This is a genomic window from Streptomyces sp. NPDC058246, assembly GCF_042881985.1.
Taxonomy (GTDB): Bacteria; Actinomycetota; Actinomycetes; order Streptomycetales; family Streptomycetaceae; genus Streptomyces.
In genome coordinates this window covers 16,972-43,292 of record NZ_JBHVWZ010000040.1, presented here as the reverse complement: position 1 = coordinate 43,292, position 26,321 = coordinate 16,972, and the positions used below count along the sequence as shown (strand labels likewise).

Here is a 26,321-nt window from a genome sequence, read left to right as displayed (position 1 = left end):
TGTCGCCTAGTGCCCGGTGGGGCGCCCGGCGTTTTCCCGGCGTCCGGTCAGACGCCTGGCGTGGTCCAGGTGGGCGCTCAGCTGCTTCTGGATGCGGGTGGTCGCCTCGTCGAGCGCCTTGCGCGTACGCCGTCCGCTGCCGTCGCCCGCCTCGAACGGGTCGCCGAAGACGACGTCGACCCGGCTGCGCAGCGGGGGCATCGCCTTGGTCAACCGGCTGTTCCTCTCGGAACTTCCCAGCACCGCCACCGGGACGATCGGCGCCCCGCTGCGGACGGCGAAGTAGGCGAGCCCGGCGCGCAGCGAGGCGAAGTCGCCCTCGCCGCGGGTGCCCTCCGGGAAGATCCCGAGGACGCCGCCGTTGTCCAGGACGCCCAGCGCCTGGGTGATGGCCGTGCGGTCGGTGGTCTCGCGGTCCACCTTCAGCTGGCCGATGCCGAGCAGGAAGGGGTCGAGCGGGCCGATGAACGCTTCCTTCTTGATCAGGAAGTGCGTGGGCCGGGGCGCGACCCCCATGACCATCGGGCCGTCGATGGCGTGCGAGTGGTTCACGGCCAGGATCGCCGGGCCGGTCGCGGGGACCTTCCAGGCGCCCAGCACGCGCGGCTTCCACAGCCCGTACATCAGGCCGACGCCGATGCGGCGGCCCACCTCGGCGCCCCTCTCGGAGGGTGCGGTCACTTGGCGGCCCGCTTCTCCTCGACGAGGGTGACGACGCACTCTATGACCTGCTGGAGCGTGAGGTCGGAGGTGTCCACCTCGACCGCGTCGTCCGCCTTGGCGAGGGGGGAGGTCTTGCGGCTGGAGTCGGCCGCGTCGCGCTTCAGCAGGGCCTCGCGCGTCTGGTGCACGTCGGCGCCCTTCAGCTCACCGCTGCGGCGGGCGGCACGCGCCTCCGGGGAGGCGGTGAGGAAGATCTTCAGGTCGGCGTCCGGCAGCACGGTGGTGCCGATGTCCCTGCCCTCCACCACGATGCCCTTGTCCGCGGACGCGGCGAGCGAGCGCTGGAGCTCGGTGATCCGGGCGCGTACCTCGGGCACCGCGCTGACCGCGCTCACCTTGGAGGTGACCTCCTGCGTACGGATCGGGCCCGCGACGTCGGTCCCGTCGACCACGATGGTCGGCGCGACCGGGTCGGTCCCGGAGATGATCTCCGGCTTCCCGGCGACGGCGGCGATCGCGGTCGGGTCGGTGATGTCGATCCCGTTGGCCACCATCCACCAGGTGATGGCGCGGTACTGCGCCCCGGTGTCCAGGTAGCTCAGCCCGAGCTGCGCGGCGACGGCCTTCGAGGTGCTCGACTTGCCCGTGCCGGAGGGGCCGTCGATGGCGACAATCACAGCCTGGGCGGTCCGGGCGGCGCCGTTTTCCACGGTGAGGACACCTTCCTGCGTACGGGGTGGAGGTTCGTGCGGGGCACGATCGCGCCCCGCACAAGGTTACTGGGTGCGTCGAGCCGCCCAGTACCGGCAAATTTCAGCAAGCCGGCCCTTCCGGCGTTTTGAATCAGCCCCTCGTTTCACATCAGCCCCTCCGCCGTTTCACATCAGCCCCTCCGGCGTTTCACATCAGCCCCTCCGGCGTTTGAGGAGCGGGGGTCCAGGGGGCAGAGCCCCCAGGCGGGGCCTGGGGCGGAGCCCCAGAAAGGGACAGGGCAGGGGCGGAGGGGGCGACCACATCCACCAGCGGCGCCGCTGGTGGATCAAAGCGGGCCGCCGCGGGCCAAGGCGGCCGGCCACAGGCGAACCTGGATCGCGGACCCGCCCCCGGCGGGGCTACTGCCGCAACGCCCAACCCCGCTCCCGCAGCCCCGCGCTCAGCACCGGCGCGGCCTTCGGCTCGACCATCAGCTGCACCAGACCGGCCTGCTGCCCGGTCGCGTGCTCGATGCGTACGTCCTCGATGTTGACCCCGGCCATCCCCGCGTCGGCGAAGATGCGGGCCAGCTGGCCGGGCTGGTCGTCGATGAGGACGGCCACGATCTCGTACGTCAGCGGAGCGGCACCGTGCTTGCCGGGGACTCGGACCTGGCCCGCGTTGCCGCGGCGCAGGACGTCCTCGATGCCGGTGGCGCCCTCGCTGCGCTTGGCCTCGTCGGAGGACTGGAGGGCGCGCAGGGCCTGCACGGTCTCGTCGAGGTCGGCGGAGACGTCCGCGAGGAGGTCGGCGACCGGCCCCGGGTTCGCGGAGAGGATGTCGATCCACATCCGCGGGTCGGAGGCCGCGATGCGGGTCACGTCCCGGATGCCCTGGCCGCACAGCCGTACCGCCGCCTCCTCCGCGTGCTCCAGGCGCGCGGCGACCATGCTGGACACCAGGTGGGGCATGTGGGAGACGAGCGCGACCGCCCGGTCGTGGGCGTCCGCGTCCATGACGACGGGCACGGCACGGCAGTGCGACACCAGCTCCAGGGCGAGGTTGAGGACCTCGGTGTCCGTGTCCCGGGTGGGCGTCAGCACCCAGGGGCGCCCCTCGAAGAGGTCACCGGTGGCGGCCAGCGGGCCCGACTTCTCCCGGCCCGACATGGGGTGCGAGCCGATGTACGAGGAGAGGTCGAGGCCGAGCGCCTCCAGCTCGCGGCGCGGCCCGCCCTTGACGCTCGCCACGTCCAGGTAGCCGCGCGCGACCCCGCGCCGCATGGCGTCCGCGAGCGTCGCGGCCACGTGCGCGGGCGGGGCCGCCACGATCGCCAGGTCGACGGGCCCCTCGGGTGCCTCGTCCGTGCCCGCGCCGAGCGCGGCGGCCGTACGGGCCTGCTGGGGGTCATGGTCGGCGAGGTGGACGACGACCCCGCGCTTGGCCAGCGCCAGCGCCGCCGACGTACCGATCAGCCCGGTTCCGATGACGAGTGCGGTTCTCACTGGGCGATGTCCTTGCGCAGCGCGCCCGCGGCGCCGAGGTAGACGTGCACGATGTCGGCACGCGGCCGGTCGGACTCGATGTGCGCGAGGAGCCGTACGACACGGGGCATCGCGCCCGCGATGTCCAGCTCCTGTGCGCAGATCAGCGGCACGTCGACGATGCCGAGCTTGCGCGCCGCGGCCGCCGGGAAGTCGCTGTGCAGATCGGGCGTCGCGGTGAACCAGATGCTGATCAGGTCGTCCGTGGTCAGCTCATTCCGCTCAAGGACGGCGGTGAGCAGCTCGCTGACCTGCTCGTCCATGTGCCCGGCCTCGTCCCGCTCCAGTTGGACGGCGCCCCGGACCGCTCGTACCGCCACGGTGATGCTCCTCGCTGATCTGTGGACACGACGTGTCACACCAGCGTAGTCAGCCCGCAATGCGCGGGTGCGCGGCGCCCGCCTGACGAGACGGCCGCCGCGCACCGGAAGCGGTTCAGAGTTTCTGCGCCTTGATGATGTCCTCCAGGGAGCCGGACGGGAGCCGGCCCTCCGGGGTGAGTTTGTCGACCGCCTGGGGCAGGACCTGCGCGATGTGATCCGCGGCCTGTTCCGGGCTGACACCGGCCTGCTCGGCGACATTCTGGAGGGTGTCGTCGGGGATCGCCTGGGCGACCTGCTCACCGGTGACGGGCTTGTTCTGACCGGTGCCGATCCAGGACTGCGCCTCCTCGGTGAGGCCCGACTTGGTCAGCAAGTCCAGCAGCCCGCCGAGCGGATCGCTCCCGTTGCCGCCGCCCTGGCCACCCTTCGTGAGGGCCCCGAGCAGCGCGCCCAGGACGTTGCCCGCCCCACCGGAGGAACTGGCCCCGCTACCGCTTCCACCGAGGAGACCGCCGAGGAGGCTGCCGAGATCGTTACCCGCCATGGTCACGCCTTTCCGGAGTGCGGCCGGGGGTAGGCCACCGCCCGGCCTCAGACCCTGCCAATGTCACTTGAATCGCCCTATTCCGCTACTTGTAGTGAGAACGCACCCGTGCGCCCCTGGACGCGGGGGCACCGGTCCGCTCTCATGGCAGGAGACTCGCCTCGGGGGAGGCCCGTATGAAGCGTCCAGGACCCCTTCTCACCCTTCTCGCGGGACTGCTGCTCGGCGCGTTCATGCTGTCGCTCAACGCGACGACGGGGACGAAGAGCGCGTCGTCGTACCGGGAGGCGTCGCCCGGCGTCACGGCGCCGCCGAGCCCGACGCCCAGCTCGTCGACGACTCCGTCTGCGTCACCATCTCCGTCGTCACCGTCTCCGTCGAAGAGCGCGAAGACCGTTCCGCCGCACGCCGACTACGCGGGCCGCACCGACGACGACTCCTCCGCGGTCGCCGTTTCGCTGCGCGGCGGCAAGGCGATCGCGTACTTCTGCGACGGGCACGACAAGGAGTCGTGGCTGAAGGGCGACGTCAAGGACGACGGCACCATGAAGCTCACCGGCCGGCACGGCGCCGAACTGAACGGCACGCTCAAGGACGGCCGGAGCATCCGCGGCACCGTCGACCTGGGCGGCCGGCGCTACGCCTTCACCGCCGACAAGGCCGTCAAGCCGTCCGGGCTCTACCGGGCGACCGCCACGGTGCGCGGCGCCACACTCGACGGCGGCTGGATCGTGCTGCCCGGCGGCAGGCAGGTCGGCATCCTCGACCGCGACGGCAGGCCCTCCGCCGCACCCCGGATCGACCCGGAGACCGGCGCGGTGACGATCGACGGCGAGCGGCTCACCGCACAGCCCGTCACCCCCTGACCCGGCTTCCCGTTCCCCCGCTCGTCCGCATTCCGACAGCCTCCTCGGCAGGGAGCCGATCATGACCGTGGACCCGAACGCCGCCACCCAGGGCTTCCCTTCTCACCAGCCCGCCCACCGCCGCCCCAGCGCGGCCCGCTATCTCGTCCCGGCCCTGGTCGCCGCGGCGGTCGCGGTCGGCCTCGGCGTGTACGGCAAGGTGCACGACCCGACCGGGACCGCCTTCAACCTCGCCGGATTCAGCAGCACGGGCGCCGTGAAGTCGTGGCTGGCGACCACGGCGTTCGCCTTCGCGCTCATCCAGCTCGTCTCGGCGTTCATGGTCTACGGGAAGCTGCCCGGGCCGAGCTGGGCGCCGACGCTGCACCGCTGGTCGGGACGGATCGCCTTTCTTGTGGTGGTTCCGGTGGCGGTGCACTGTCTGTATGCGTTGGGCTATCAGACGTACGAAACGCGCGTCTTGTGGCACTCCCTCCTGGGTTGCTTCTTCTTCGGTGCTTTCAGTGCCAAGATGCTGCTGCTCCGCTCGGAGCGACTTCCCGGCTGGCTGCTGCCGATCGTCGGCGGCCTCGTCTTCGCCGCCCTGACGGCCATCTGGCTGACGTCCGCCCTCTGGTTCTTCCGCACATTCGGAGTGACGACATGACAAACCCCCCGACGCGGCGCACGGTTCTCGGGACGGGCGCGGCCGCCGCCCTGATCGTGGGATGCAGCAAATACGGCGACAACACCAGCAGCACCACCACCGTCTCCCCGGCGGCGGCCGACGATGACATGCTCGCGAAGAAGTCCGACATCCCGGTCGGCGGGGGCAAGATCTTCAAGGACAAGAAGGTCGTGGTCACCCAGCCCAAGAAGGACGAGTTCAAGTGCTTCTCGGCCGTCTGCACCCATGAGGGCTGCACGGTGAGCACCGTCTCGGCAGGCACCATCAACTGCCCCTGTCATGGCAGCAAGTTCAAGATCGAGAACGCCGCGGTGGCCCATGGGCCGGCGACACGTCCGCTGCCCGCGAAGAAGATCATCGTGGACGGAAATTCGATCCGCCTGGGCTGACCCGAGCCCGTACGCTCCGGGGCATGAAATCCGAGGCCCTGGAGCCTGGCCACGAGGTCCTGGTGCGCGATCACACGATCTACTCCTGTGTGATGGGGTCGCGCGCCTTCGGGCTGGCCACGGACGGCAGCGACACGGACCGTCGGGGTGTGTTCCTCGCCCCGACGCCGCTGTTCTGGCGCTTCGAGAAGCCGCCGACGCATGTCGAGGGCCCGGCGGAGGAGCAGTTCAGCTGGGAACTGGAGCGCTTCTGCTCCCTCGCGCTGCGCGCCAACCCGAACATCCTGGAGTGCCTGCACTCCCCGCACGTCGAGTACGTCGACGACACGGGCCGCGAACTCCTCGCCCTCCGCGAGGCGTTCCTCTCCCGCCAGGTGCACGACACGTTCGCCCGCTACGCCCTGGGCCAGCGCAAGAAGCTGGAAGCCGACGTGCGCCTGCACGGCGCGCCCCGCTGGAAGCACGCCATGCACCTCCTGCGCCTCCTGATGAGCTCCCGCGACCTGCTGCGCACCGGCACCCTGACGATCGACGTCGGTGACCACCGCGAGCCGCTGCTCGCGGTGAAGCGGGGCGAGGTCTCCTGGACGGTGGTCGAGACCTGGATGTCCCGGCTGGCGACGGAGGCCGACGAGGCGGCCCCGCGCAGCCCCCTTCCCGCCGAACCGGACCGGGCCCGCGTCGAGGACTTCCTCGTCCGCACCCGCCGGGCCTCAGCGCTCCGGGCCGCCCCGGAAGCCCTCCAGGCGGACCCGTACGACGAACGCGTGCAGGGCGTCGTACACGGACGGGGCGTCCGGCAGGGCTGAGGTGGCCTGCGCCTCGTCCAGCAGCACGTGCAGCCGCTCCACGTCGTCCTCCACACGCGCGTGGGCGACGTCCGCCGCTCCGTGCTCGTGCTCCGCCTTCGCGGCGATCAGCTCCGGCAGATACGCGGGCGCCTCGATGTGCCCGATCAACGTGGGCAGATCGGCCTGCACCTCACCGCTGCGCATCAGGTGGATGCCGGTGAGCAGCACACGGAACGTGTAGAGCAGCGGCTTGAGTTCGCCGGTCTTCTCGAAGAGACGCCACTGGGTGGTCGCGAACCCCCGGTAGTGGTGGGCGTGATGGCGGGTGAGGACGCCGGGGGCGAGCGCGGCCAGCTCGCGGTGCGTCTCGCTGGTGTGCACGACCAGCGGCGAGAGCAGCTGCTCCAGCACATAGCCGTTGCGCCGCAGCATCAGCCGTACGAACTTGCGCAGGTCGTGGGTGACCAGGTCCATCTCGACCCCGTCCCGGTCCCACATGCGCGACCGGGTCTCCTCCGGCTCGCGCAGGCCTACCAGTTCGGCCGCCGACAGCAGGTGGACGCCCCGCAGGTCGACGTCCGAGTCACGCGACGGGAAGCCGTACAGGTGCGCTCCGGAGACGGTGGCGAACAGCACCGGGTCGGGCTGCTCGGCGACCACCGCCGCGAGATCGAGGTCCAGGACGTCGTCAGTCATCCCTCAAGCGTCCCAGAGCGCCCCCAGCGACATCAGGTCGCCCTGGTACTCGATGCGGTCGGCCCAGGAGGTCGGCCACGCCTCGGAGCCGTGGTAGGCGCCCGCGAAGGCGCCGGTCAGGCAGGCGATGGAGTCGGAGTCGCCGGAGGTGCAGGCGGCCCGGCGCAGGGCGGTGAGGGGTTCGTCGACGAAGAGCAGGAAGCACAGCAGACCGGTGACGAGCGCCTCCTCGGCGATCCAGCCCCCGCCGGTGGCGAGGCAGGGATCGGTCTCGGGCGAGACGGTGCGCACGGCGTGCCGCAGATCGTCCAGGGCGCCCAGGCACTCGTCCCAGCCGCGGGCGATGAAGGCCTCCGGCGTGGCGTCCTCGCTGAAGGTCCACAAGTCGCCGAGCCAGCGGGAGTGATAGCGGTGGCGGTTCTCGTACGCGTACGACCGCAGCATCCCGACGAGTCCCATCGGCTCGGCGCCCTGGCTGAGGAGCCAGATCGCGTGGGCGGTGAGGTCGGAGGCGGCGAGCGCCGTGGGGTGCCCGTGGGTGAGCGCGGCCTGGAACTGCGCGGCACCCGCCCGCTGTTCGTCGCTGAGTCCCCGCACCAGCCCGACGGGGGCCACGCGCATGTTGGCGCCGCAGCCCTTGGAACCGATCTGGCTGGCCTCCTGCCAGCGGCGCTGCTCGTTCTTGAGGAGATTGCAGGCGACGAGGCAGGTGCGGCCCGGCGCACGGTTGTTGTCGGGCGACTGGTACCAGTCCACGAACTCCTCGCGCACCGGCCGCTCCATCCGCAGCGGGCCGAGCAGTCCGCGGTCCATGGCCGTGCGCAGCCCCCGCGCCAGCGCCAGCGTCATCTGGGTGTCGTCGGTGACCGTCGCGGGCTTGGGCAGCGCCATCTGCCGCCAGGGCCCGCACTTGGCGAGGATGGCCGGCACGGAGTTGAACTCGGTCGGGAACCCGAGCGCGTCGCCCAGCGCGAGTCCGATCAGGGAACCGGTGGCGGCGCGCTTCGCGAGCGTCGTGGTGGTCATCAGGGCCGTCCTTCCGAAGTGGGACGCAGCAGGGGTGGGTGCAGGGCCTTGGCACCGCCCGCGCGGTAGAGCGCGGCGGGTTTGCCGCGGCCTCCGGTGAGGCGCGCGGCACCGGGGACCGGTTCGACGAAGCCCGGCGTGGCGAGGACCTTGCGCCGGAAGTTGGGCCGGTCGAGGGCGGTGCCCCACACGGTCTCGTAGACCTGCCGCAGCTCTCCGAGGGTGAACTCGGGCGGGCAGAAGGACGTGGCGAGACAGGTGTACTCGAACTTGGCGCCGACGCGTTCGTGGGCGTCGGCGAGGATCCGGTCGTGGTCGAAGGCGAGCGGACCGAGCGCGTTGTACCGCAGCCACTGGGCCTGTGCCGCGTCGCCGCCGCCGCGCGGCTCGGGAGGGTCCGGGAGCAGCGCGGCGTACGCGACGGAGACGACCCGCATCCTGGGGTCGCGGTCGGGTTCCGTGTACGTCCGCAGCTGCTCGAGATGGAGTCCGGAGACGTCCGACAGGCCGGTCTCCTCGGCGAGTTCGCGGCGGGCCGCCGTCTCCGCGGACTCGTCGGGCAGCACGAAACCGCCGGGCAGTGCCCAGCGGCCGGCGTACGGCTCCTGCCCGCGCTCGACGAGGAGCACCTGGAGCGCGCCCGCGCGCACCGTCAGGACGGCCAGGTCGACGGTGACGGCGAAGGGCTCGAACGCGTACTTGTCGTAGCCCTCGGGTGCCTTGCCGCCGGGGGCCCGGCCTTCCCTTGCGAGCATGCCCTCCACCCCCTATTAAGAGTCAGATCGACTTATAGTCATTACGACTATAAAAGGAGCGGGCGGGCGTCTACAAGCCCTTGGGTACGGGAATTTGACGGTCTTCGACCCCAAGTGAGCGAGAATTGTCGGTCCGTGAGGCGGGGGCGGCGGAAGCTGTCAGGTCCTAGGCCCGGTGCGGCGAACATCCCGCTTCCGGCAGTGGCCGCGATCACGGCGCATCCGTCGCAGGGGCCCTGAGGGGCTCCTCAGGGGCCCGCAGGGGCTCTTCAGGCCCGGCCGAGGGCTCACCCGGCCCAGCGGGCAGGCGACGGCGTACGCGGCTCTCCAGGGGCCTCAGACGCGTGTCGGCCGGCCCCGGAGAAGTTCCGGGACCGGCCGTCGTTCGGGGCGTACGGGTGCTACGGGTCGGACGGGTGCTACGGGTCGTACGGTCGTGCGCGGGGCGTCTAGAGACCGACCTCGGCCATGAGCATGCCGACCTCGGTGTTCGACAGGCGGCGCAGCCAGCCCGACTTCTGGTCGCCCAGGGTGATCGGACCGAAGGCGACGCGCACCAGCTTGTCGACCGGGAAGCCGGCCTCGGCGAGCATGCGGCGCACGATGTGCTTGCGGCCCTCGTGCAGGGTCACCTCGACCAGGTAGTTCTTGCCGGTCTGCTCGACGACCCGGAAGTGGTCCGCCTTCGCGTACCCGTCCTCCAGCTGGATGCCGTCCTTGAGCTGCTTGCCCAGGTCGCGCGGGATCGGGCCCACGATGTGCGCGAGGTAGACCTTCTTCACGCCGTACTTGGGGTGGGTCAGGCGGTGCGCCAGCTCACCGTGGTTGGTGAGCAGGATGACGCCCTCGGTCTCGGTGTCGAGCCGGCCGACGTGGAAGAGCCGCGTCTCGCGGTTCGTCACGTAGTCACCGAGGCACTGCCGGCCCTCGTTGTCCTCCATGGTCGAGACGACACCGGCGGGCTTGTTCAGCGCGAAGAACTGGTACGACTGCGTCGCGACCGTCAGCCCGTCGACCCTGATCTCGTCCTTCTCCGGGTCGACGCGCAGCCCCTGCTCCAGGACGATCTCGCCGTTGACCTCGACGCGGGCCTGCTCGACCAGCTCCTCGCAGGCGCGCCGGGAGCCGTAGCCCGCGCGCGCGAGCACCTTCTGCAGGCGCTCGCCCTCCTGCTCGGCGCCCGGGAAGGTCTTGGGCAGCTTGATCTCCTTCTTGCCCGCGTACCGGTCCCGGTTGCGCTCCTCGGCCCGCGTCTCGTACTCGCGGGAGCGGGCCGGCTCCGTACGGCCGCCGCGCTGCTGGCCCTGCTTGGGGCCACCCTTGGCGCCGCCGCGCGCGGAGGCGCCGCGTCCCGACTTCGGGCCGTCCTTGGAGGCGCCGGGGCCCACGTCGTAGCGGCGCTCCTCGGGACGGGGCTTGCTCTCGCGCTTCGGCTTGTCGTCGCGCCCCGCCCCGCTCCTCGGCTGGGCGCCGCGCCCACCGGTCCCGCGAGGGTTGCCGCCCCCACTGGTTCCCCGGGGGTTGCCACGCCCGCTGTTCCTGCCACTGCCGCTGCCACTGCTTCGCATCAAAGTTCCGTCGTCGTCGTGTCGTCTGCATCTGCATCCGGTGCATCCGGATCGAACGACGGGACCCCTTCCAGCGTCTCGGCCTCGATCGCGTCCGCCTCCGGGAGGAAGGGCGCGAGCTCCGGGAGTTCGTCCAGGCCGCGCAGGCCCATCCGCTCCAGAAAGTAGTTCGTCGTCGTGTACAGGATCGCACCTGTTTCGGGTTCCGTGCCCGCCTCCTCGACCAGACCCCGCTGCAAGAGGGTGCGCATCACCCCGTCACAGTTCACTCCGCGGACCGCCGAGACCCGGCTGCGGCTGACCGGCTGGCGGTACGCGACGACCGCGAGCGTCTCCAGCGCCGCCTGGGTGAGCCGGGCCTGCTGGCCGTCCAGGACGAAGCGCTCCACGGCCGCCGCGTACTCGGGCCGGGTGTAGAAACGCCAGCCTCCGGCGATCAGCCGCAGCTCGAATCCGCGCGCTTGGACGGTGTACTCGTCGGCCAGCTCGCGCAGCGCGTCCGCGATCTGCCGCCGTGGCCGCTCCAGGATCTTCGCGAGGTGCTCCTCGGTCGCGGGCTCGTCCACGACCATGAGGACGGCCTCCAGGGCGGGCTTGAGATCGAGGTCGGCGACGGAGTTCAGCCCCGCCGGAACCTGTGTCGTCTCCTGGCTCACGCCTTCTCCTCCTTGGCCGGCTCGGGCGGCCGGTCGAACTCGTCCGTGACCGTCGGCTCATCGTCCCCGTCCCCGCCCGTCCAGCGCACCACCAGCTCCCCCAGGGCGTCCTCCTGGTCGAGGGCGACGGCCTTCTCCCGGTAGAGCTCCAGAAGGGCCAGGAACCGCGCCACGACGGTGAGGGTGTCGTCGGTGTCCTCGACCAGGTCCCGGAAACTGGCCTCGCCCCGCTCCCGGAGCAGCGCCACCATGATCCCGGCCTGCTCCTGCACACTCACCAGCGGCGCGTGGATGTGATCGACGTACACCTGAGGCTTGGGCTTGGGCTGCATCGCCTTCACGGCGAGCTTGGCGAACCCTTCCGCCCCGATGCTGATGACCACCTCGGGCAGCAGCTCGGCGTGATGCGCTTCCAGCCCGACGGTACGGGGGTAGCGGCGGCCCTCTTCCTCCAGGCGCGCGTTGAAGATGTCCGCGATCTGCTTGTAGGCGCGGTACTGGAGCAGCCGCGCGAACAGCAGGTCACGCGCCTCCAGCAGCGCGAGATCCGCTTCGTCCTCCACCTCGGCGGAGGGCAGCAGCCGCGCCGCCTTGAGATCGAGCAGCGTGGCCGCGACGACGAGGAACTCGGTCGTCTGATCCAGGTCCCAGTCCGGCCCCATCGCCCTGATGTGCGCCATGAACTCGTCAGTGACCTTGGAGAGCGCGACTTCGGTGACGTCGAGCTTGTGCTTCGAGATCAACTGAAGCAGCAGGTCGAAGGGCCCCTCGAAGTTCGAGAGCCGCACCTTGAAGACCCCGTCGGCGGGCTCCGGCTCACTGTCCGGCCCGCCCGCGTCGAGGACAGGCGTTCCGCCCGGCGACGGGGGTTCCGCCTGCTCGAGCGGAACCGAGAGCTCGGGGGAGGGCGGGCGCAACGCCCCACGGTCCGCCGACGAAGATGCGGCCTCGACCGGAAACTCACCCTCCGCCCCAGCCGGACCGGGCTCCGCCGCAGGCGGCAAGGGCTCGGCCGCAAGCGGATCGGGCTCCGCCGCAACCGGCAAAGGCTCGGCCGCAGGCGGATCGGCTGCCGCCACAAGCGGATCGGGCTCCGCCGCACCCGGCAAAGGCTCAGCCACAAGCCGATCAAGTTCCGCCGCAGGCGCCAAAGGCTCGACAGCAGGCACATCGGCTTCCGCCACAAGCGGATCGGGCTCCGCCGCAAGCGGCAAAGGCTCGGCCGCAGGCGCATCGGCTGCCGGCGCAGGCGGCAAAGGCTCGGCCGCTGCGGGGGGCGCAGCCCCGGGCCCCCGCCCCAGCGCACGCCGACGCCCGGCGGAGCCGGATGCGGGGACAGGGACGTCGTTCGAGGTCATAGCCGTCGCAGGCTACCGCTACCGCCCACGAAGCCGTCGTACGAGGATGCTCGCGTCCCCACGGGATTCAAGATCGGCGAGCACCACGGCGACCGCCTCGCGGACGATCCGCCCGCGGTCGACCGCGAGCCCGTGCTCCCCGCGGAGCACCAGACGCGCGTGCTCCAGATCCATGAGCTCCTCGGCGGACACGTACACGGTGATCTTCTCGTCGTGCCGCTCCCGCCCGCTGGGCCGCCGGTTCGCGGCGCGCCCCCGCTTGCCGCGGGACTGCTGCCCCGCGGCAGAACCTTCCTGCGGCGCCTGACGTCGTCCGGAGCCGGAGCGCTCGCCACCGGCGGACCGGCTGCGGGACTCCCCCGCGTCGGACGACTCGGCATCGGCCGCGACGTGTTCGTCGCCCTCGCCGTCACCGCCCTGGACGGGCACCGACTGGGGCGCGTCCTCCCCGGCGGCGGCCGCGTCGCTCTCGCCGGCCGGAGCCGGCACCCGGGCCTCGCCGTTGGTCCGGCGCGACGGTGTGGACGCCTGGAGCGCCATCCCCCCGGTGGTACGGAACAGTTCGTCGGCCCCCGGCAGACTCACTCGGCGTGACACCGGGCGAGCACCTCCCTGGCGAGCTGGCGATAGGCGGCGGCACCGACGGAGTTGGAGGCGTACGTGGTGATCGGCTCACCGGCGACGGTGGTCTCCGGGAAGCGGACGGTCCGGCCGATCACCGTGTGGTACACGTGATCGTCGAAGGCCTCGACCACCCGCGCGAGCACCTCACGGCTGTGCACCGTGCGGGAGTCGTACATCGTGGCGAGGATGCCGTCGAGCTCCAGCTCGGGGTTGAGCCGCTCCTGGACCTTCTCGATGGTCTCGGTGAGCAGCGCGACACCGCGCAGCGCGAAGAACTCGCACTCGAGCGGCACGATCACCTTGTGCGCCGCCGTGAGGGCGTTGACGGTGAGCAGGCCGAGCGAGGGCTGGCAGTCGATCACGATGTAGTCGTAGTCGGCCATCAGCGGCTTGAGCGCGCGCTGCAGCGTGGACTCGCGCGCGACCTCGGAGACCAGCTGCACCTCGGCGGCGGACAGGTCGATGTTGCTGGGCAGCAGGTCCATGTTCGGGACCGCCGTCTTCAGGAGCACCTCGTCGGCCGCCATGCCCCGCTCCATGAGCAGGTTGTAGACGGTGAGGTCGAGCTCCATGGGGTTGACGCCGAGACCGACCGAGAGCGCGCCCTGCGGGTCGAAGTCGACGAGCAGGACCCGGCGTCCGTACTCCGCGAGCGCGGCGCCCAGGTTGATGGTCGACGTCGTCTTGCCGACGCCGCCCTTCTGGTTGCACATCGCGATGATCTTCGCGGGGCCGTGGTCGGTCAGCGGGCCCGGGATCGGGAAGTACGGCAGCGGGCGCCCCGTCGGGCCGATGCGCTCACGGCGCTGACGGGCCGCGTCGGGCGCGAGCGTGGCCGCGTACTCCGGATCGGGCTCGTATTCGGCGTCGGGGTCGTAGAAGTGCCCCTCGGGCAGTTCGTCGTAGTCGGCGAAGTGGGTGTGGTTCTCGCCACTTCCGTTGCCGGCCATGGCGTTCACGTGATGGCCATCCATGCTCTGGTGTGCTGTCTGAGTCATCCGGGGACTCTTTTGGGCTGCGAAGGTTCGGACAGCGACGGAGCCGACAGCCTCGAGCCCCGTGGGGCTCTGGCCCCGCGCCGGCATTCCTGGTTGACCACCCCCGGGAGTAAATGTCGACTCATTCACAAGTCGTCTTACCTCCTTGGTGACCAGGAAACTTCTAGATAGGTCAGCGTGGCACCATGCCGACGGTTGGCGACTCTATGGCGTGTCACCGGTCCGCAGCAACACAATCCGCCGGACCCGACCCGATGTGTCGGCAACCGAACACCCCTCTGTCAAGGGCGTAAGGCCGTCGCACAGCAGGTTTCACCGGTGTGCGAATCGGTTGAAGAGTTACGTTCGTGGCGAGTTGAACGAGTGTCACAAAGTGACCCGACACACATCCGGCCGGACCTTGTCGGGCAAGGTCCGGCCGGGTGCGTGCGGTTGACGATCTGTGTTGACGTATCGCCTTTTACCCGTTGATGACTTAACCGAGCAGGCTCTCCAGCTCGACGTGCTCCAGGCCGTGCGCCTCGGCGACCTCGCGGTAAACCACCTTGCCGTCATGGGTGTTGAGGCCCTTGGCGAGCGCGGGGTCACGGCGCAGCGCCTCGGCCCAGCCGCGGTTGGCGAGCTCGACGATGTACGGCAGCGTGGCGTTGGTGAGCGCGTACGTCGACGTGTTGGGCACGGCGCCGGGCATGTTGGCGACGCAGTAGAAGACCGAGTTGTGGACCCGGAAGGTCGGCTCGGCGTGGGTGGTGGGACGCGAGTCCTCGAAGCAGCCGCCCTGGTCGATCGCGATGTCGACAAGGACACTTCCCGGCTTCATCCGGGAGACGAGCTCGTTGGTGACCAGCTTCGGGGCCTTGGCGCCCGGGATGAGCACGGCACCGATGACGAGGTCGGCCTCGAGGCAGGCCTTCTCGAGCTCGAAGGAGTTGGAGACGACGGTCTGGATCTTCGTACCGAAGATCTTGTCCGCCTCCTTGAGCTTGTTGATGTCGCGGTCGAGCAGGGTCACCTGGAAGCCCATGCCGATGGCGATCTGCGCGGCGTTCCAGCCGGAGACGCCACCGCCGATGACGACGGCCTTGGCGGGCAGCACGCCCGGGACGCCGCCCGGCAGAACGCCACGGCCGCCGTTGGCGCGCATCAGGTGGTAGGCGCCGACCTGCGGGGACAGCCGGCCCGCGACCTCGGACATGGGGGCGAGCAGCGGCAGCGCGCGGCTGGGCAGTTCGACGGTCTCGTACGCGATGGCCGTGGTGCCGGACTCCAGGAGGGCGTCGGTGCACTCCTTGGACGCGGCCAGGTGCAGGTAGGTGAAGAGCGTCTGGTCCTTGCGGAGGCGGTGGTACTCCTCCGCGATGGGCTCCTTGACCTTCAGCAGCAGGTCGGCGGTGGCCCAGACCTCGTCGGCGGTCTCCAGGATCTGGGCACCGGCCGAGACGTACTCGTCGTCCGTGATCGAGGAGCCGACACCGGCGTTCCGCTCGACGACGACCTGGTGGCCGTAGCGCACCAGCTCGTGCACGCCGGCGGGGGTGATGGCCACCCGGAACTCGTTGTTCTTGACCTCGCGGGGGATACCGACCTTCACGTCGATCACGGTCCTTGGCTCAGAGGGTTCTGGGGCTATGCGTGCCGGGGCGATGCAAGCCAGGCATTGCATGACATACCCGACGTACGCGAGCACACCGGGAGACACCACGAAAGAACGCGGCGGAGCCAGTCTAATGAAGGGATTCTCTCTGTCTAGCCTTTCAATGCATCAATCTTCAGCGGATGCACTACGGATTTCGCAGGCATTAGCGCCTTGTTCCCTGGCCGAAACACTCTCGGGGAGCTCGTCTCCCAGCATGCGCTCGGCCGCGCCCCGGTGCAGCCGGGCGGCCGCCGGGTCGCCAAGATGCTCCAGGGTGTCCGCCAGTCTGAGCTGAAGCGCGGCCTGCAGTCGTACGTCCTCGGCCTGACGCGCCCACTCGACCGCCTCCTGGCAGGTGCGCAGCGACTCCTCGGGCCGCCCCCCGTACTCCTGGACCCGCGCCAGCTCGCTCAACGCCCGCGCCTGGGCCGCCACATCGCCGTTCCTGCGGTGGCAGGTGACGGCGGCGCGCCAGTTGCGCAGCGCCTCCCCGTAACGGCCCGCGTAGGTGTGCGCGGTGCCGATACGGCCGTACAGCCGGGCGGCGTGCACCCGCTCGTCGCGGGCGAGGCGCTGGGCGAGCGCCCTGCCGTACCAGTCGGCGGCCCGGTCGTAGTCCCCCAGCTCCTGGTGGGCGCCGCCTACGGATTCCATCGCGCGCCCGGTCGCGTACGGGTCATTCGCCTCGCGTCCGGCGTCGAGCGCGGCCCGGTATCGGGCCAGGGCTTCCGTCGTACGGCCGGTCTGCGCGTCCAGATCGGCGAGGTTCAGCAGGGCCGCGGCCTTCTCGCGGGGCAGGTTCCGGCGCTCGGCGACGTCCAGGACGAGCCGGTGGATGCCGTACAGCTCGGGCGCCGCCGCCTGCGTACCGACGTGCGCGACCATCGCCCGGACCAGCGCGGCCATCAGGCGGCGGGCCAGCGTGTCCAGCTCGCCGTCGGCGACCGCGAGCCGGGCCGAGGCGAGCAGGGCGGGCTGCCGGATGCGCAGCCAGTCGGCGGCGGCCCGGGGGTTGGGGAAGCGCAGGGCGCGGGGCATTCCGGCGAGCTTCTCGCGGGCGGGCGAGCTGTCGGTCTCGGTGATGGCGCGGCAGGACACCAGCAGCCGTACGGTCCGCTCCAGCATGCGGGCGCGGGCCAGCTGGAGCTCGGCCGGGCGGTCGTGGGTCTCGGTGAGCGCGCCCAGCAGGGGCAGCAGGCAGCCGGGCACCTCGTACTGCGGCAGCGGCGAGGGGACGGACCGGACGAGCCCGAGCCCGGCGAAGCCGTCCAGCGTGGTGCGGGCCTCGGCCACCGAGCAGCCGGCGAGCGCCGACGCGGTGTGCGGGTCGACGAGCCCCGCGGGGGCCAGCGAGAGCAGTCGCAGTATCCGCGCCGCGGTGCTCGGGAGCGAGGCGTAGGTGAGCCGGAAGACGCGGGCCAGCGCCGTGCCCTCCTCGGCGTCGGTGCGCAGCTGCTTGGTCAGGTCGGCGACGGCCGACTGCGGGCGGGCCGCGAGCCAGCCCCCGGCGAGCACCAGGGCGGCGGGCTGTCCCGCGCACAGCTCGACCAGACCCTCGGCGGCGAGCGGGTCGACGGTGATGCGCACTGAGCCGGTGAAACGCTCGAGGAGTTCCAGGGCGGACTTGGTGTCCAGGCCGCCCAGGGTGCACGGGCGGACGTCCGCGATGCCGGTCAGCGGTCCCCCGGAGACGGCGACGACCAGGCACTGGGGTGTGTCGGGCAGCAGGGCGTCGACCTGTCCGGCGTCGGCCGCGTCGTCGAGCAGGAGCAGCACACGGCGGGTGGCGAGGGCCGCGCGCACCGCCTCGCTCAGGTCGTCGTCGGCGGCCCCGGGCGGAGTGGGCAGCTCCAGGGCGGTGAGCAGCTCCCGTGCGGTGCGCTCGATGGGCACCGGGGTGCCGTCGGGCTCGGTGAGGCGGGCGCGCAGCACGCCTTCGGGGTAACGCTCGGCGACCTGCCGTACGAGCTCTTCGGCGAGCGCGGTGCGGCCCGAGCCGGGCTTGCCCGCGATGAGCAGCACGCGCGCGCGTGGCGCCTTCTTGCCGGAGAGGGTGTCCAGACCCGCGCGCTCGATGTCGGCACGGAGTTCCTTCAACTCTCTTGTACGGCCGAGGAACTGACCCTCCGTAGGAGCGGACACGGCAGCTGGGCGCTGCCCCTTGGCCGACATCGTCGTGCCGCCGTTGTCCACCGCCTGATCCGCCACGGGCCACGCTCCCGTCCCACTGCACACCGGGGCCCGCCGGGACTCCGGTTCGGGCGTTTCCAGAGCCTAGTTCACGCTCTGCGACGATCCGGGATGAGCGGGGCGGACACGTCCCCCGATCGGATCAGGCGATCGTAGGACTGATGGGGCCGGTGGAGTGTCAGGCCTCGAACGGCCGGGCCGGCCACGGCGCCTCCGCCGGGCGCAGCGCGTCGAGTCCGTCGCCGTGCCGCGCGGCGATCAGTGAGAGCACGCCGACGACCAGGACGTTGTTGTGCAGATCACCGGCGAGTACGCCGCGCACGAGTTCCTCCACGGGGACCCGGGCCAGTTCCATGTCGGCCTCCTCGTCCTCGACCTCGAAGCGCTCCCCCTCGGCCTCCGAGAGGTCACGGGCGAGGAAGACGCGGACGGCCTCGTCGCAGCCGCCGGGAGTGGTGAAGACGTCGGTCAGCACCCGCCAGTCCTCGGCCTTGACGTGCGCCTCCTCGTAGAGCTCGCGCTGGGCGGCGTGCAGCGGGTTCTCGCCGGGGACGTCGAGCAGGCCCGCCGGGATCTCCCAGAGCTTGTGGCGCACGGGGTGGCGGTACTGGCGGATGACCAGCACCCGGCCGTCGTCGTCGAGGGCGAGGACGGCCACGGATCCGGGGTGGACCTGGTAGTCACGGCGGGCGACCGATCCGTCGGGCATGACCACGTCGTCGGTGCGGACCGAGGTCTTGTTGCCCTTGAAGGGGGTCTCGGTCGCCAGGACCTCCCACTCCTCGGCGGTGTCCTTGAGCGTCATGGCCTGTCCTTCCCACACGTACAAAAGAAGCCGGTTACGGCCGAAAGGAATCGGCCACAGCGAGGCTGCAACGGAAACCGGGGCACGCACCTCGAAAGACGCGCACCCCGGCCACCGTACAACCCTTGTGTCACTTGCCCGTCTTGCGCTCCACCGCGGCCTTGACCAGGCCGGCGAAGAGCGGGTGCGGGCGGGTCGGGCGGGAGCGCAGCTCGGGGTGCGCCTGGGTCGCGACCAGGTACGGGTGGACTTCGCGCGGGTACTCCACGTACTCCACGAGCTTGCCGTCCGGGGAGGTGCCGGAGAACTGCAGACCGGCGTTCTTCTCCAGCTCGGCGCGGTAGGCGTTGTTCACCTCGTAGCGGTGGCGGTGGCGCTCCTCGACGTACTCCTTGCCGTCGTACACCTCGCGCACGATCGAACCGTCGGCGAGCTTGGCCGGATACATGCCCAGGCGCATCGTGCCGCCCATGTCGCCCTCGCCCGCCACAATGTCGAGCTGCTCGGCCATGGTGGAGATGACCGGGTGGGCGGTGGCGGAGTCGAACTCGGTGGAGTTGGCGTCCGGGATGTCGGCCAGGTTGCGCGCGGCCTCGATCACGATGCACTGCAGGCCGAGACAGAGGCCGAGCAGCGGGATCCTGTTCTCGCGGGCGTACTGGATGGCGCCGACCTTGCCGGAGACACCGCGGTCGCCGAAGCCGCCGGGGATGCAGATCGCGTCGACGTCGCCCAGCTGCTTTGCGGCGCCCGCCGGGGTCTTGCAGTCGTCCGAGGTGACCCACTTGATCTTCACGCGGGCCTTGTTGGCGAAACCGCCCGCGCGGAGCGCCTCGGTGACCGAGAGGTAGGCGTCGGGCAGGTCGATGTACTTGCCGACGAGCGCCATGTTGATCTCGTGGACCGGGTTGTGGACGCGGTCGAGCAGGTCGTCCCAGGTCGTCCAGTCCACGTCGCGGAAGGGCAGGTCCAGCTTGCGCACGACGTACGCGTCGAGGCCCTCGGTGTGCAGGACCTTCGGGATGTCGTAGATCGACTTGGCGTCGATGGCCGCGACCACGGCCGCCTCGTCGACGTCGCACATCAGCGAGATCTTGCGCTTGATGGCGGTGGGCACCTCGCGGTCGGCGCGCAGCACGATCGCGTCCGGCTGGATACCGATGTTGCGCAGCGCCGCGACCGAGTGCTGCGTCGGCTTCGTCTTCAGCTCCCCGGACGGGCCGATGTACGGGAGGAGCGAGATGTGCACGACGAACACGTTGTCCCGGCCGACCTCGTGCCGGACCTGGCGGACGGTCTCCAGGAACGGCAGGGACTCGATGTCGCCGACCGTGCCGCCGACCTCGGTGATGACGACGTCGACGTCGTCGGTGGCCATGCGCCGGATGCGGTGCTTGATCTCGTTGGTGATGTGCGGGATGACCTGCACGGTGTCGCCCAGGTACTCGCCGCGCCGCTCCTTGGCGATGACCGTCGAGTACACCTGACCGGTGGTGACGTTGGCCGAGCCGTCCAGGTCCACGTCGAGGAAGCGCTCGTAGTGACCGATGTCCAGGTCGGTCTCGGCGCCGTCGTTGGTGACGAACACCTCGCCGTGCTGGAACGGGTTCATGGTGCCCGGGTCGACGTTCAGGTACGGGTCGAGCTTCTGCATCGTGACCCGCAGGCCCCGCGCCTTGAGCAGCGCGCCCAGGCTGGAGGCGGTCAGGCCCTTGCCGAGGGAGGAGGCGACACCCCCGGTGACGAAGATGTGCTTGGTCGTCGTGGCTGTGCTGTTTCGAAAAGCAGCGGGCGGCATGGCCAAGAGGGGGCTCCCGTGGTCGCGGTCTGGGGTGCGTGCCGGCGTCATGTCCGGAGATCTCCGGAGGCGCCGTCGCTGCGGTTCGGGGGTTTCTTGCCCACCGGTCCACGGGCTACCAGGGTATCAGCGACAGGAGGAGGCTGCTTCCGGCCACGCTCCGCACACACCTCGGCACACACCCGTCACGGCACTCACTCGATCGGCCCAGCCAGGTTGCCGGGAGCGGCACGCGGATCTTCCACGTGCGTCGTATCCTGCTCGGACACTCGCTGCCGAGCCCGGCCGGCACACGGCACCATCCCCGCCCGTACCCCGGAACCACGAGAGCTCGTCAGTTCGTTTCGAAACGACAATCGCACCGCCCATCGCACCGACAATTGACGTTTCGCAGCGACTCATACCAACGTTCCCCACTACTGACGTTTCGCACTACCAACGTTCCCTTGACCGCAGAGCGACCGCCCCCCGGGGGCGACGTGGCCGTTCGACTGGAGATGCACGTGGCCGGGCGCATCGAGGACTACGCACTCATCGGAGACATGCAGACAGCTGCGCTGGTCTGCCGGGACGGCACAGTCGACTGGCTGTGCCTGCCCCGCTTCGACTCCCATGCCATCTTCGCGGGACTGCTCGGCACGGAGGAACACGGATTCTGGCGGCTGGGTCCCGCGCACGCGGCCGACGCCGAACCGCCGACGGCGGCGCGCCGCCGGTACCGCGGCGACTCGCTGATCCTCGAATCCGAGTGGGACACTCCGCGCGGCACGGTCCGCGTGACCGATTTCATGCCCCCGCGTGACGGCGCGCCGCAGCTGATCCGGATCGTCGAGGGCGTCACGGGCCGGGTGCCGATGCGCTCCGCGCTGCGCATGCGTTTCTCCTACGGCCGCGTGGTGCCCTGGGTGCACCGGCACGAGGGGCGCACGGTCGCCGTCGCCGGGCCCGACTCGGTCTGGTTCGACACCGCCTGCGAGACCTACGGCAAGGCGCTGACCACGTACGCCGACTTCACGGTGGCTCCCGGTGACCGGATCGCGTTCACCATCTCGTGGGAACCCTCACACAAGGAACCGCCCGCGCTGCCCGAGCCGGAGCAGTCGCTGGAGGCCACCGAGGACTTCTGGCGCGAATGGGTCGAGCAGTGCACGTACCACGGCCCCTACCGCGAGGCCGTCGTCCGCTCGCTGATCACGCTCAAGGCCCTGACGTACGCGCCCACGGGCGGCATCGTGGCCGCCCCGACGACCTCGCTCCCGGAGGAGATCGGCGGCGTACGCAACTGGGACTACCGCTACACCTGGCTGCGCGACGCCGCGATCACCCTCTCCTCGCTGCTGCGCACCGGCTACCGCGAGGAGGCCCGCGCCTGGCGCGAGTGGCTGCTGCGCGCGGTCGCCGGCGACCCGGAGAACCTCCAGATCATGTACGGCATCGCGGGCGAACGGGAGTTGGGCGAGGCGGAGCTCGACTGGCTTCCCGGGTACGAGAATTCGGCGCCCGTACGGGTCGGGAACGGAGCCGCGCACCAGCTCCAGCTGGATGTGTACGGCGAGGTCATCGAGGCCCTGCACCTGGCCCACATGACAGGTCTGTCGCGCAACGACTACGCCTCGCTGCTCCAGTTGAAGCTGATCCGCTACCTGGAGGACCACTGGGACCAGCCGGACGAGGGCATCTGGGAAGTCCGCGGCCCGCGCCGCCACTTCGTGCACTCCAAGGTGATGGCCTGGGTCGCCGTCGACCGCACCATCAAGCTCATCGAGTCCGGTGACGCGGACGGTCCGCTGGAGAAGTGGCGTGAACTGCGCGACGACATCCACCGGGACGTGTGCGAGAAGGGCTACGACAAGGAGCGCAACACGTTCACGCAGTCGTACGGCTCCAAGGAGCTGGACGCCTCGCTGCTGCTCATCCCGCAGATGGGTTTCCTGCCGCCGGACGACAAGCGCGTGATCGGCACGATCGAGGCGATCCAGCGCGAGCTGTCCACCTCGGACGGCTTCATCCTGCGCTACCCGACCACCGGTGAGAAGGCGGGCGTGGACGGCCTGGAGGGAGACGAAGGCGCCTTCCTCGCCTGCTCGTTCTGGATGGCGGACGACCTGGCGATGATCGGCCGGGTCGACGAGGCCCGCAAGCTCTTCGAAAAGCTGCTGGCCCTCAGGAACGACCTGGGCCTGCTCGCCGAGGAGTGGGACCCGCGTCTTCAGCGCCAAGTGGGCAACTTCCCGCAGGCGTTCAGCCACGTGCCGCTGATCGACACGGCCCTGCGCCTGACGGCGTCGGGGGCGTACGGCGGCTGATCCGCCCGCATGTGTGCCGGTGCCGCGTATGTACAGCACCGGCCCGGCACACGTCTGGCGCCGCCGCGGACGAACCACCGGCCCGGCACACGTCCGCCACCGCCGCGGACGAACCACCGGCCCGGCACACGTCCGCCACCGCCGGGTACGTGACGCCACCGGCCCGGCATACGTCACCGACGCGTACGCACAGCCGCCGATCCGGCGTACCTCTGCCCCCGCCGGGTACGTACCGCCACCGCCCCGGCACTTGCCTGCCTGGCGCGGGCGGCCGCCGCTGCCGCGGACGATCGCTGGACAGGCCCGATCCGCCGTGCCCGCCTAGCCTGGACGTAGTTCTGTCCCCCGCTGAAAGGGGGCGGCCGCGATGGCCCCCTTTTCGAAGGCGGCCACGGCGCTCGCCGCGCTCCGCGCGGATCTGGTCGGCGATGTGTTCGCCCCGGACGACCCGGGGTACGACGAGGCCCGGACGATCTTCAACGCGATGATCGACCGGCACCCGGCGGTGATCGCGCAGTGCGCGAACGCGGCCGATGTCGTCCGTTCCGTGCGGTTCGGACGTGACCTGGACCTGCATATCGCGGTGCGCGGCGGCGGGCACGGCGTGGCGGGCATGTCCCTCAACGACAACGGCCTGGTCATCGATCTGCGCCGGATGCACGAGGTCACCGTGCACACGGGCGCCGAGACAGTGCGGGTCGAGGGCGGCGCCCTCATGAGCCACCTCGACCGCGCGACGCAGCCGTACGGCCTGGCCACCACCGGGGGCCGGAGTTCCGCCACCGGCGTCGCCGGCTTCGTGCTCGGCGGCGGGAACGGCTGGCTCGACCGGTCGTTCGGACCGGCCGTCGACAATCTGCTCGGCGTCGAGTTGGTGACCGCCGATGCCGGCACGGTCCGGGCCACCGACCAGGAGAACCCGGAGCTGTTCTGGGCGCTGCACGGCGGCGGCGGGAACTTCGGCGTCGCCACCGCGCTCACCCTGAAGCTCCACCCGCTGCCCGCGCTCTCGAGCGCCCTGCTGACGTACCGGCCGGAGACCGGCCCCGACGCGGTCCGCCGCTACCGCGAGATCATCGCCGGCGGCCCGCCGGAGGTGAGCGGCGCCTTGATGTATACGACGGGTCCGCCCGCGGAGTGCGTGCCCGAGCACATGGTCGGCAAGCCGCTGTGCGTCGCCCTCCTCACGTATCTGGGCGGCGAGGAGGACCTGCGCGAACTCGCCCAGCCGCTGCTGGCGCTGCCGCACGAGGCGGAGATCCTCGGCGCCATCCGCTACGTCGACCTCCAGCGCCTGCTCGACGACCCGCCCGGTCTGCGGAACTACCGGGCGTCGGAGCTTCTGACCGGCGCGCCGGACGACTTCGTGGCTGCCTTCTGCGCCCTCGGGGAGGCCGTGCCCGTCCCCACGAGAACCCGGCACGTCCTGTTCCCGCGGGGCGCCGCTATCGCGTCGGGACCGGCCCGGTTCCCCGTTCCCCACCGGGACGCGCCGTGGTGTGTGCACCCCTGCGCCATCTGGGAGGACCCGGCCGACGACGAGCGGTGTATCGCGTGGGTGCAGCAGGTCCGCGCCGGGATCCGTCCCTGGAGCACCGGCGCGATCTACCTCCGCTTCATCGGCGACGAGGGCGGCGACCGGATCGTGGCCGGCCTCGGCGCCGAGAGCCTCCGGCGCCTGGCCGCGGTGAAGTCCGTGTACGACCCGGACAACGTGTTCCGGTTCAACCACAACATCAGGCCCACGTAAGGGTTTACATCAGGCCCACGTAAGGGTTTAGGCCCGCGCTGGTTCCTTGACCGCGTCGTCCGTACGCTCGGCCGCGTCCTCCAGGACGATCCGGCCGATGACGTCGTAGCGCTCCGGGTGCCGGGCCTTGAGATGGAAGCCGAGCCCCAGGCCGCCGAAGAAGACCGCACCGACGATCCACGGGATGGCCTTGAAGAACAGCGAGTCCGCCGCCGTGCCCGCCGCGGTGTCCAGGTTCAGCATCAGCAGCACGACCACCGCGATCATGCCGATCCCGCCGATCAGGGGCGCGGTGAACGTGCGGAACCAGTGCCGGTCCTCGGGGTGGTTCTTCCGGAAGTAGCCGATGACGGCGAACGAGCAGAGCGTCTGCACGATGAGGATGGCCATCGTGCCGAGGATCGCGAGCAGCGTGTAGAGGTGGACGTACGGGTCCTGCCCGGTCAGCCAGAAGGCGCCCACCAGGGTGACGGCGATGACGGACTGCGCGAACGAGGCGATGTACGGAGAGCCGTGCCGCGCGTGCGTGCGGCCCAGGGCCGGGTGCAGGAAGCCCTCACGCCCGATCGCGTACAGGTAGCGGGACGCGCACTGGTGGAAGGCCATCCCGCAGGCGAACGAGCCGGTGATCAGCAGCCACTGGAAGGCGTTGACCGCCCAGGCGCCGATGAAGGCGTGCGCGGGGTCGAAGAACAGGTCGAGGGGGCTCGTGCCGGAGGAGAGCTTCACCGAGCCCTTCAGACCGTTGCCGGCGATCGTCATCCAGGAGACGTAGATGTAGAACAGCCCGACGCCGACGACCGAGATCAGCGTGGCGCGCGGGATGACGCGCTTCGGGTCGCGGGACTCCTCGCCGTACATCGCCGTCGACTCGAAGCCCACCCACGACCAGAAGGCGAAGAAGAGGCCGAGCCCGGCCGACGTACCGGTGAAGGCGTTCTTCGGGTTGATCGGCTCCACGGGGATGCCGTCCGGCCCGCCGCCCCGCACGAGCACCGCCGTGGCCACCGCGAACAGCACGGCGATCTCGGCGATCAGCATGACGCCGAGCGCCTTCGCGGTGAGGTTGATGTCGAAGTACGACAGGACGGCCGTGACGGCGAGCATGACGGCCGCGTAGAGGATCCACGGAAGGTCGACGCCCAGCTGGTCGTGGACCGTGGTCTTCGCGAAGTACGAGAAGACGCCGACGATGGACGCCTCGAAGACGATGTAGGCCATCACGGCGAGCAGGCCGGAGGCCATCCCGGCGATCCGGCCCAGACCGTGCGAGATGTAGCCGTAGAAGGCGCCCGCGGCCGTGATCCGCTTGGCCATGGCGACGTATCCGACCGAGAAGACCGTCAGGACGAGTGTCGCGAAGAGATAGCCCGCGGGCGCTCCCGTGCCGTTGCCGAAGCCGACCGCGATGGGGAGGTTGCCGGTCATCGCGGTGATCGGCGCCGCGGTGGCGACCGCCATGAACACGACGCCGACCAGCCCCACGGAATTCGCTTTGAGTCGATTGACCTCTCGCGCGGGTGTCTCTGCCGACGCTGCCCTTGCCGCCTCTGCTCTTGCCGACTCTGCCACTTTCGACCCTCCATAGCTTCCGATACAACGAAATCCGAAGATCATTCGCTGTTTCCTGGCGGATGCGACAGTGTGGCGGCCCAGTGATGCACGCCACAACAGA

General features: G+C 70.6%; 24 protein-coding genes. 6 read left to right on the top strand and 18 right to left on the bottom strand.

What is annotated here, in order from left to right:
- Positions 1–6: 6 nt before the first annotated feature.
- From ACFVXA_RS36335 to ACFVXA_RS36315, 5 genes are all read right to left on the bottom strand, one after another.
- The gene (locus tag ACFVXA_RS36335) at positions 7–720 is read right to left on the bottom strand and encodes a lysophospholipid acyltransferase family protein (protein WP_362030860.1); all 714 of its coding nucleotides are present in this window, start codon (positions 718–720) and stop codon (positions 7–9) included.
- Positions 678–1,373 carry a (d)CMP kinase gene (cmk, locus tag ACFVXA_RS36330; RefSeq protein WP_362030862.1) on the bottom strand — a complete coding sequence of 232 codons (696 nt, stop codon included), beginning with the start codon at positions 1,371–1,373 and terminating at the stop codon, positions 678–680. The genes ACFVXA_RS36335 and cmk overlap by 43 nt, the downstream gene beginning before the upstream one ends.
- Before the next feature lie 402 nt (positions 1,374–1,775).
- Positions 1,776–2,861, bottom strand: coding sequence for a prephenate dehydrogenase (locus tag ACFVXA_RS36325; protein ID WP_362030864.1), 1,086 nt, complete (start codon positions 2,859–2,861; stop codon positions 1,776–1,778).
- On the bottom strand, positions 2,858–3,220 hold the full coding sequence (gene aroH, locus ACFVXA_RS36320) for a chorismate mutase (RefSeq protein ID WP_362030866.1): 363 nt from the start codon (positions 3,218–3,220) through the stop codon (positions 2,858–2,860). Before aroH ends, ACFVXA_RS36325 begins: the two co-directional genes overlap by 4 nt.
- Before the next feature lie 115 nt (positions 3,221–3,335).
- Entirely contained in the window at positions 3,336–3,767 is a 432-nt protein-coding gene (locus tag ACFVXA_RS36315) for a YidB family protein (protein WP_390028339.1), read from the bottom strand.
- Between the two features lie 176 nt (positions 3,768–3,943).
- Here ACFVXA_RS36315 and ACFVXA_RS36310 point away from each other — a divergent pair, with 176 nt between their 5' ends.
- The 4 genes from ACFVXA_RS36310 to ACFVXA_RS36295 all read left to right on the top strand — a co-directional run bounded on the left by ACFVXA_RS36310 (position 3,944) and on the right by ACFVXA_RS36295 (position 6,498).
- Positions 3,944–4,633 carry a hypothetical protein gene (locus ACFVXA_RS36310; protein WP_383910956.1) on the top strand — a complete coding sequence of 230 codons (690 nt, stop codon included), beginning with the start codon at positions 3,944–3,946 and terminating at the stop codon, positions 4,631–4,633.
- 61 nt (positions 4,634–4,694) lie between these two features.
- The gene (locus ACFVXA_RS36305) at positions 4,695–5,279 is read left to right on the top strand and encodes a DUF6529 family protein (protein ID WP_383910953.1); all 585 of its coding nucleotides are present in this window, start codon (positions 4,695–4,697) and stop codon (positions 5,277–5,279) included.
- Complete coding sequence (locus ACFVXA_RS36300; protein WP_383910950.1) at positions 5,276–5,689, top strand: Rieske (2Fe-2S) protein; 414 nt, start codon at positions 5,276–5,278, stop codon at positions 5,687–5,689. The genes ACFVXA_RS36305 and ACFVXA_RS36300 overlap by 4 nt, the downstream gene beginning before the upstream one ends.
- A 23-nt stretch (positions 5,690–5,712) precedes the next feature.
- Complete coding sequence (locus ACFVXA_RS36295) at positions 5,713–6,498, top strand: DNA polymerase beta superfamily protein (RefSeq protein WP_390028338.1); 786 nt, start codon at positions 5,713–5,715, stop codon at positions 6,496–6,498.
- Here the strand turns inward: ACFVXA_RS36295 and ACFVXA_RS36290 are convergent.
- From ACFVXA_RS36290 to ACFVXA_RS36235, 12 genes are all read right to left on the bottom strand, one after another.
- On the bottom strand, positions 6,403–7,176 hold the full coding sequence (locus ACFVXA_RS36290) for a DNA polymerase beta superfamily protein (protein WP_362030878.1): 774 nt from the start codon (positions 7,174–7,176) through the stop codon (positions 6,403–6,405). The two genes, ACFVXA_RS36295 and ACFVXA_RS36290, sit on opposite strands and share 96 nt — an antisense overlap.
- Positions 7,177–7,179: 3 nt before the next feature.
- Complete coding sequence (locus ACFVXA_RS36285) at positions 7,180–8,202, bottom strand: ADP-ribosylglycohydrolase family protein (RefSeq protein WP_362030880.1); 1,023 nt, start codon at positions 8,200–8,202, stop codon at positions 7,180–7,182.
- Positions 8,202–8,957: an NUDIX domain-containing protein gene (locus ACFVXA_RS36280; RefSeq protein ID WP_362030882.1), complete on the bottom strand. Its 756-nt coding sequence runs from the start codon at positions 8,955–8,957 to the stop codon at positions 8,202–8,204. Before ACFVXA_RS36280 ends, ACFVXA_RS36285 begins: the two co-directional genes overlap by 1 nt.
- 449 nt (positions 8,958–9,406) lie before the next feature.
- Complete coding sequence (locus ACFVXA_RS36275) at positions 9,407–10,525, bottom strand: pseudouridine synthase (RefSeq protein WP_362030883.1); 1,119 nt, start codon at positions 10,523–10,525, stop codon at positions 9,407–9,409.
- Positions 10,525–11,181: an SMC-Scp complex subunit ScpB gene (gene scpB / locus ACFVXA_RS36270; protein ID WP_362030885.1), complete on the bottom strand. Its 657-nt coding sequence runs from the start codon at positions 11,179–11,181 to the stop codon at positions 10,525–10,527. The genes ACFVXA_RS36275 and scpB overlap by 1 nt, the downstream gene beginning before the upstream one ends.
- Positions 11,178–12,365, bottom strand: coding sequence for a segregation/condensation protein A (locus tag ACFVXA_RS36265; protein ID WP_390028352.1), 1,188 nt, complete (start codon positions 12,363–12,365; stop codon positions 11,178–11,180). The genes scpB and ACFVXA_RS36265 overlap by 4 nt, the downstream gene beginning before the upstream one ends.
- A 192-nt stretch (positions 12,366–12,557) precedes the next feature.
- Positions 12,558–13,136, bottom strand: coding sequence for a hypothetical protein (locus ACFVXA_RS36260; RefSeq protein ID WP_362030889.1), 579 nt, complete (start codon positions 13,134–13,136; stop codon positions 12,558–12,560).
- Positions 13,121–14,248 (bottom strand): ParA family protein, encoded by a 1,128-nt coding sequence (locus tag ACFVXA_RS36255; protein ID WP_362030891.1) that lies wholly within the window; start codon positions 14,246–14,248, stop codon positions 13,121–13,123. Before ACFVXA_RS36255 ends, ACFVXA_RS36260 begins: the two co-directional genes overlap by 16 nt.
- Positions 14,249–14,636: 388 nt before the next feature.
- Entirely contained in the window at positions 14,637–15,761 is a 1,125-nt protein-coding gene (ald, locus tag ACFVXA_RS36250; protein ID WP_362030894.1) for an alanine dehydrogenase, read from the bottom strand.
- A gap of 162 nt (positions 15,762–15,923) precedes the next feature.
- Positions 15,924–18,005 carry a tetratricopeptide repeat protein gene (locus tag ACFVXA_RS36245; protein ID WP_383910942.1) on the bottom strand — a complete coding sequence of 694 codons (2,082 nt, stop codon included), beginning with the start codon at positions 18,003–18,005 and terminating at the stop codon, positions 15,924–15,926.
- A gap of 160 nt (positions 18,006–18,165) precedes the next feature.
- Positions 18,166–18,792, bottom strand: a complete 627-nt coding sequence (locus tag ACFVXA_RS36240; RefSeq protein WP_362030898.1) for an NUDIX hydrolase — start codon at positions 18,790–18,792, stop codon at positions 18,166–18,168.
- Between the two features lie 130 nt (positions 18,793–18,922).
- Positions 18,923–20,590 (bottom strand): CTP synthase, encoded by a 1,668-nt coding sequence (locus ACFVXA_RS36235; RefSeq protein WP_362030912.1) that lies wholly within the window; start codon positions 20,588–20,590, stop codon positions 18,923–18,925.
- Positions 20,591–21,087: 497 nt separating this feature from the next.
- Here ACFVXA_RS36235 and ACFVXA_RS36230 point away from each other — a divergent pair, with 497 nt between their 5' ends.
- Both ACFVXA_RS36230 and ACFVXA_RS36225 read left to right on the top strand, forming a co-directional pair.
- Positions 21,088–22,896 carry a glycoside hydrolase family 15 protein gene (locus tag ACFVXA_RS36230; RefSeq protein ID WP_362030914.1) on the top strand — a complete coding sequence of 603 codons (1,809 nt, stop codon included), beginning with the start codon at positions 21,088–21,090 and terminating at the stop codon, positions 22,894–22,896.
- A gap of 367 nt (positions 22,897–23,263) precedes the next feature.
- Positions 23,264–24,646 (top strand): FAD-binding protein, encoded by a 1,383-nt coding sequence (locus ACFVXA_RS36225; RefSeq protein ID WP_390028337.1) that lies wholly within the window; start codon positions 23,264–23,266, stop codon positions 24,644–24,646.
- A 27-nt stretch (positions 24,647–24,673) separates the two neighbouring features.
- Here the strand turns inward: ACFVXA_RS36225 and ACFVXA_RS36220 are convergent, their stop codons facing one another.
- Complete coding sequence (locus ACFVXA_RS36220; protein WP_390028350.1) at positions 24,674–26,107, bottom strand: APC family permease; 1,434 nt, start codon at positions 26,105–26,107, stop codon at positions 24,674–24,676.
- Positions 26,108–26,321 lie beyond the last annotated feature (214 nt).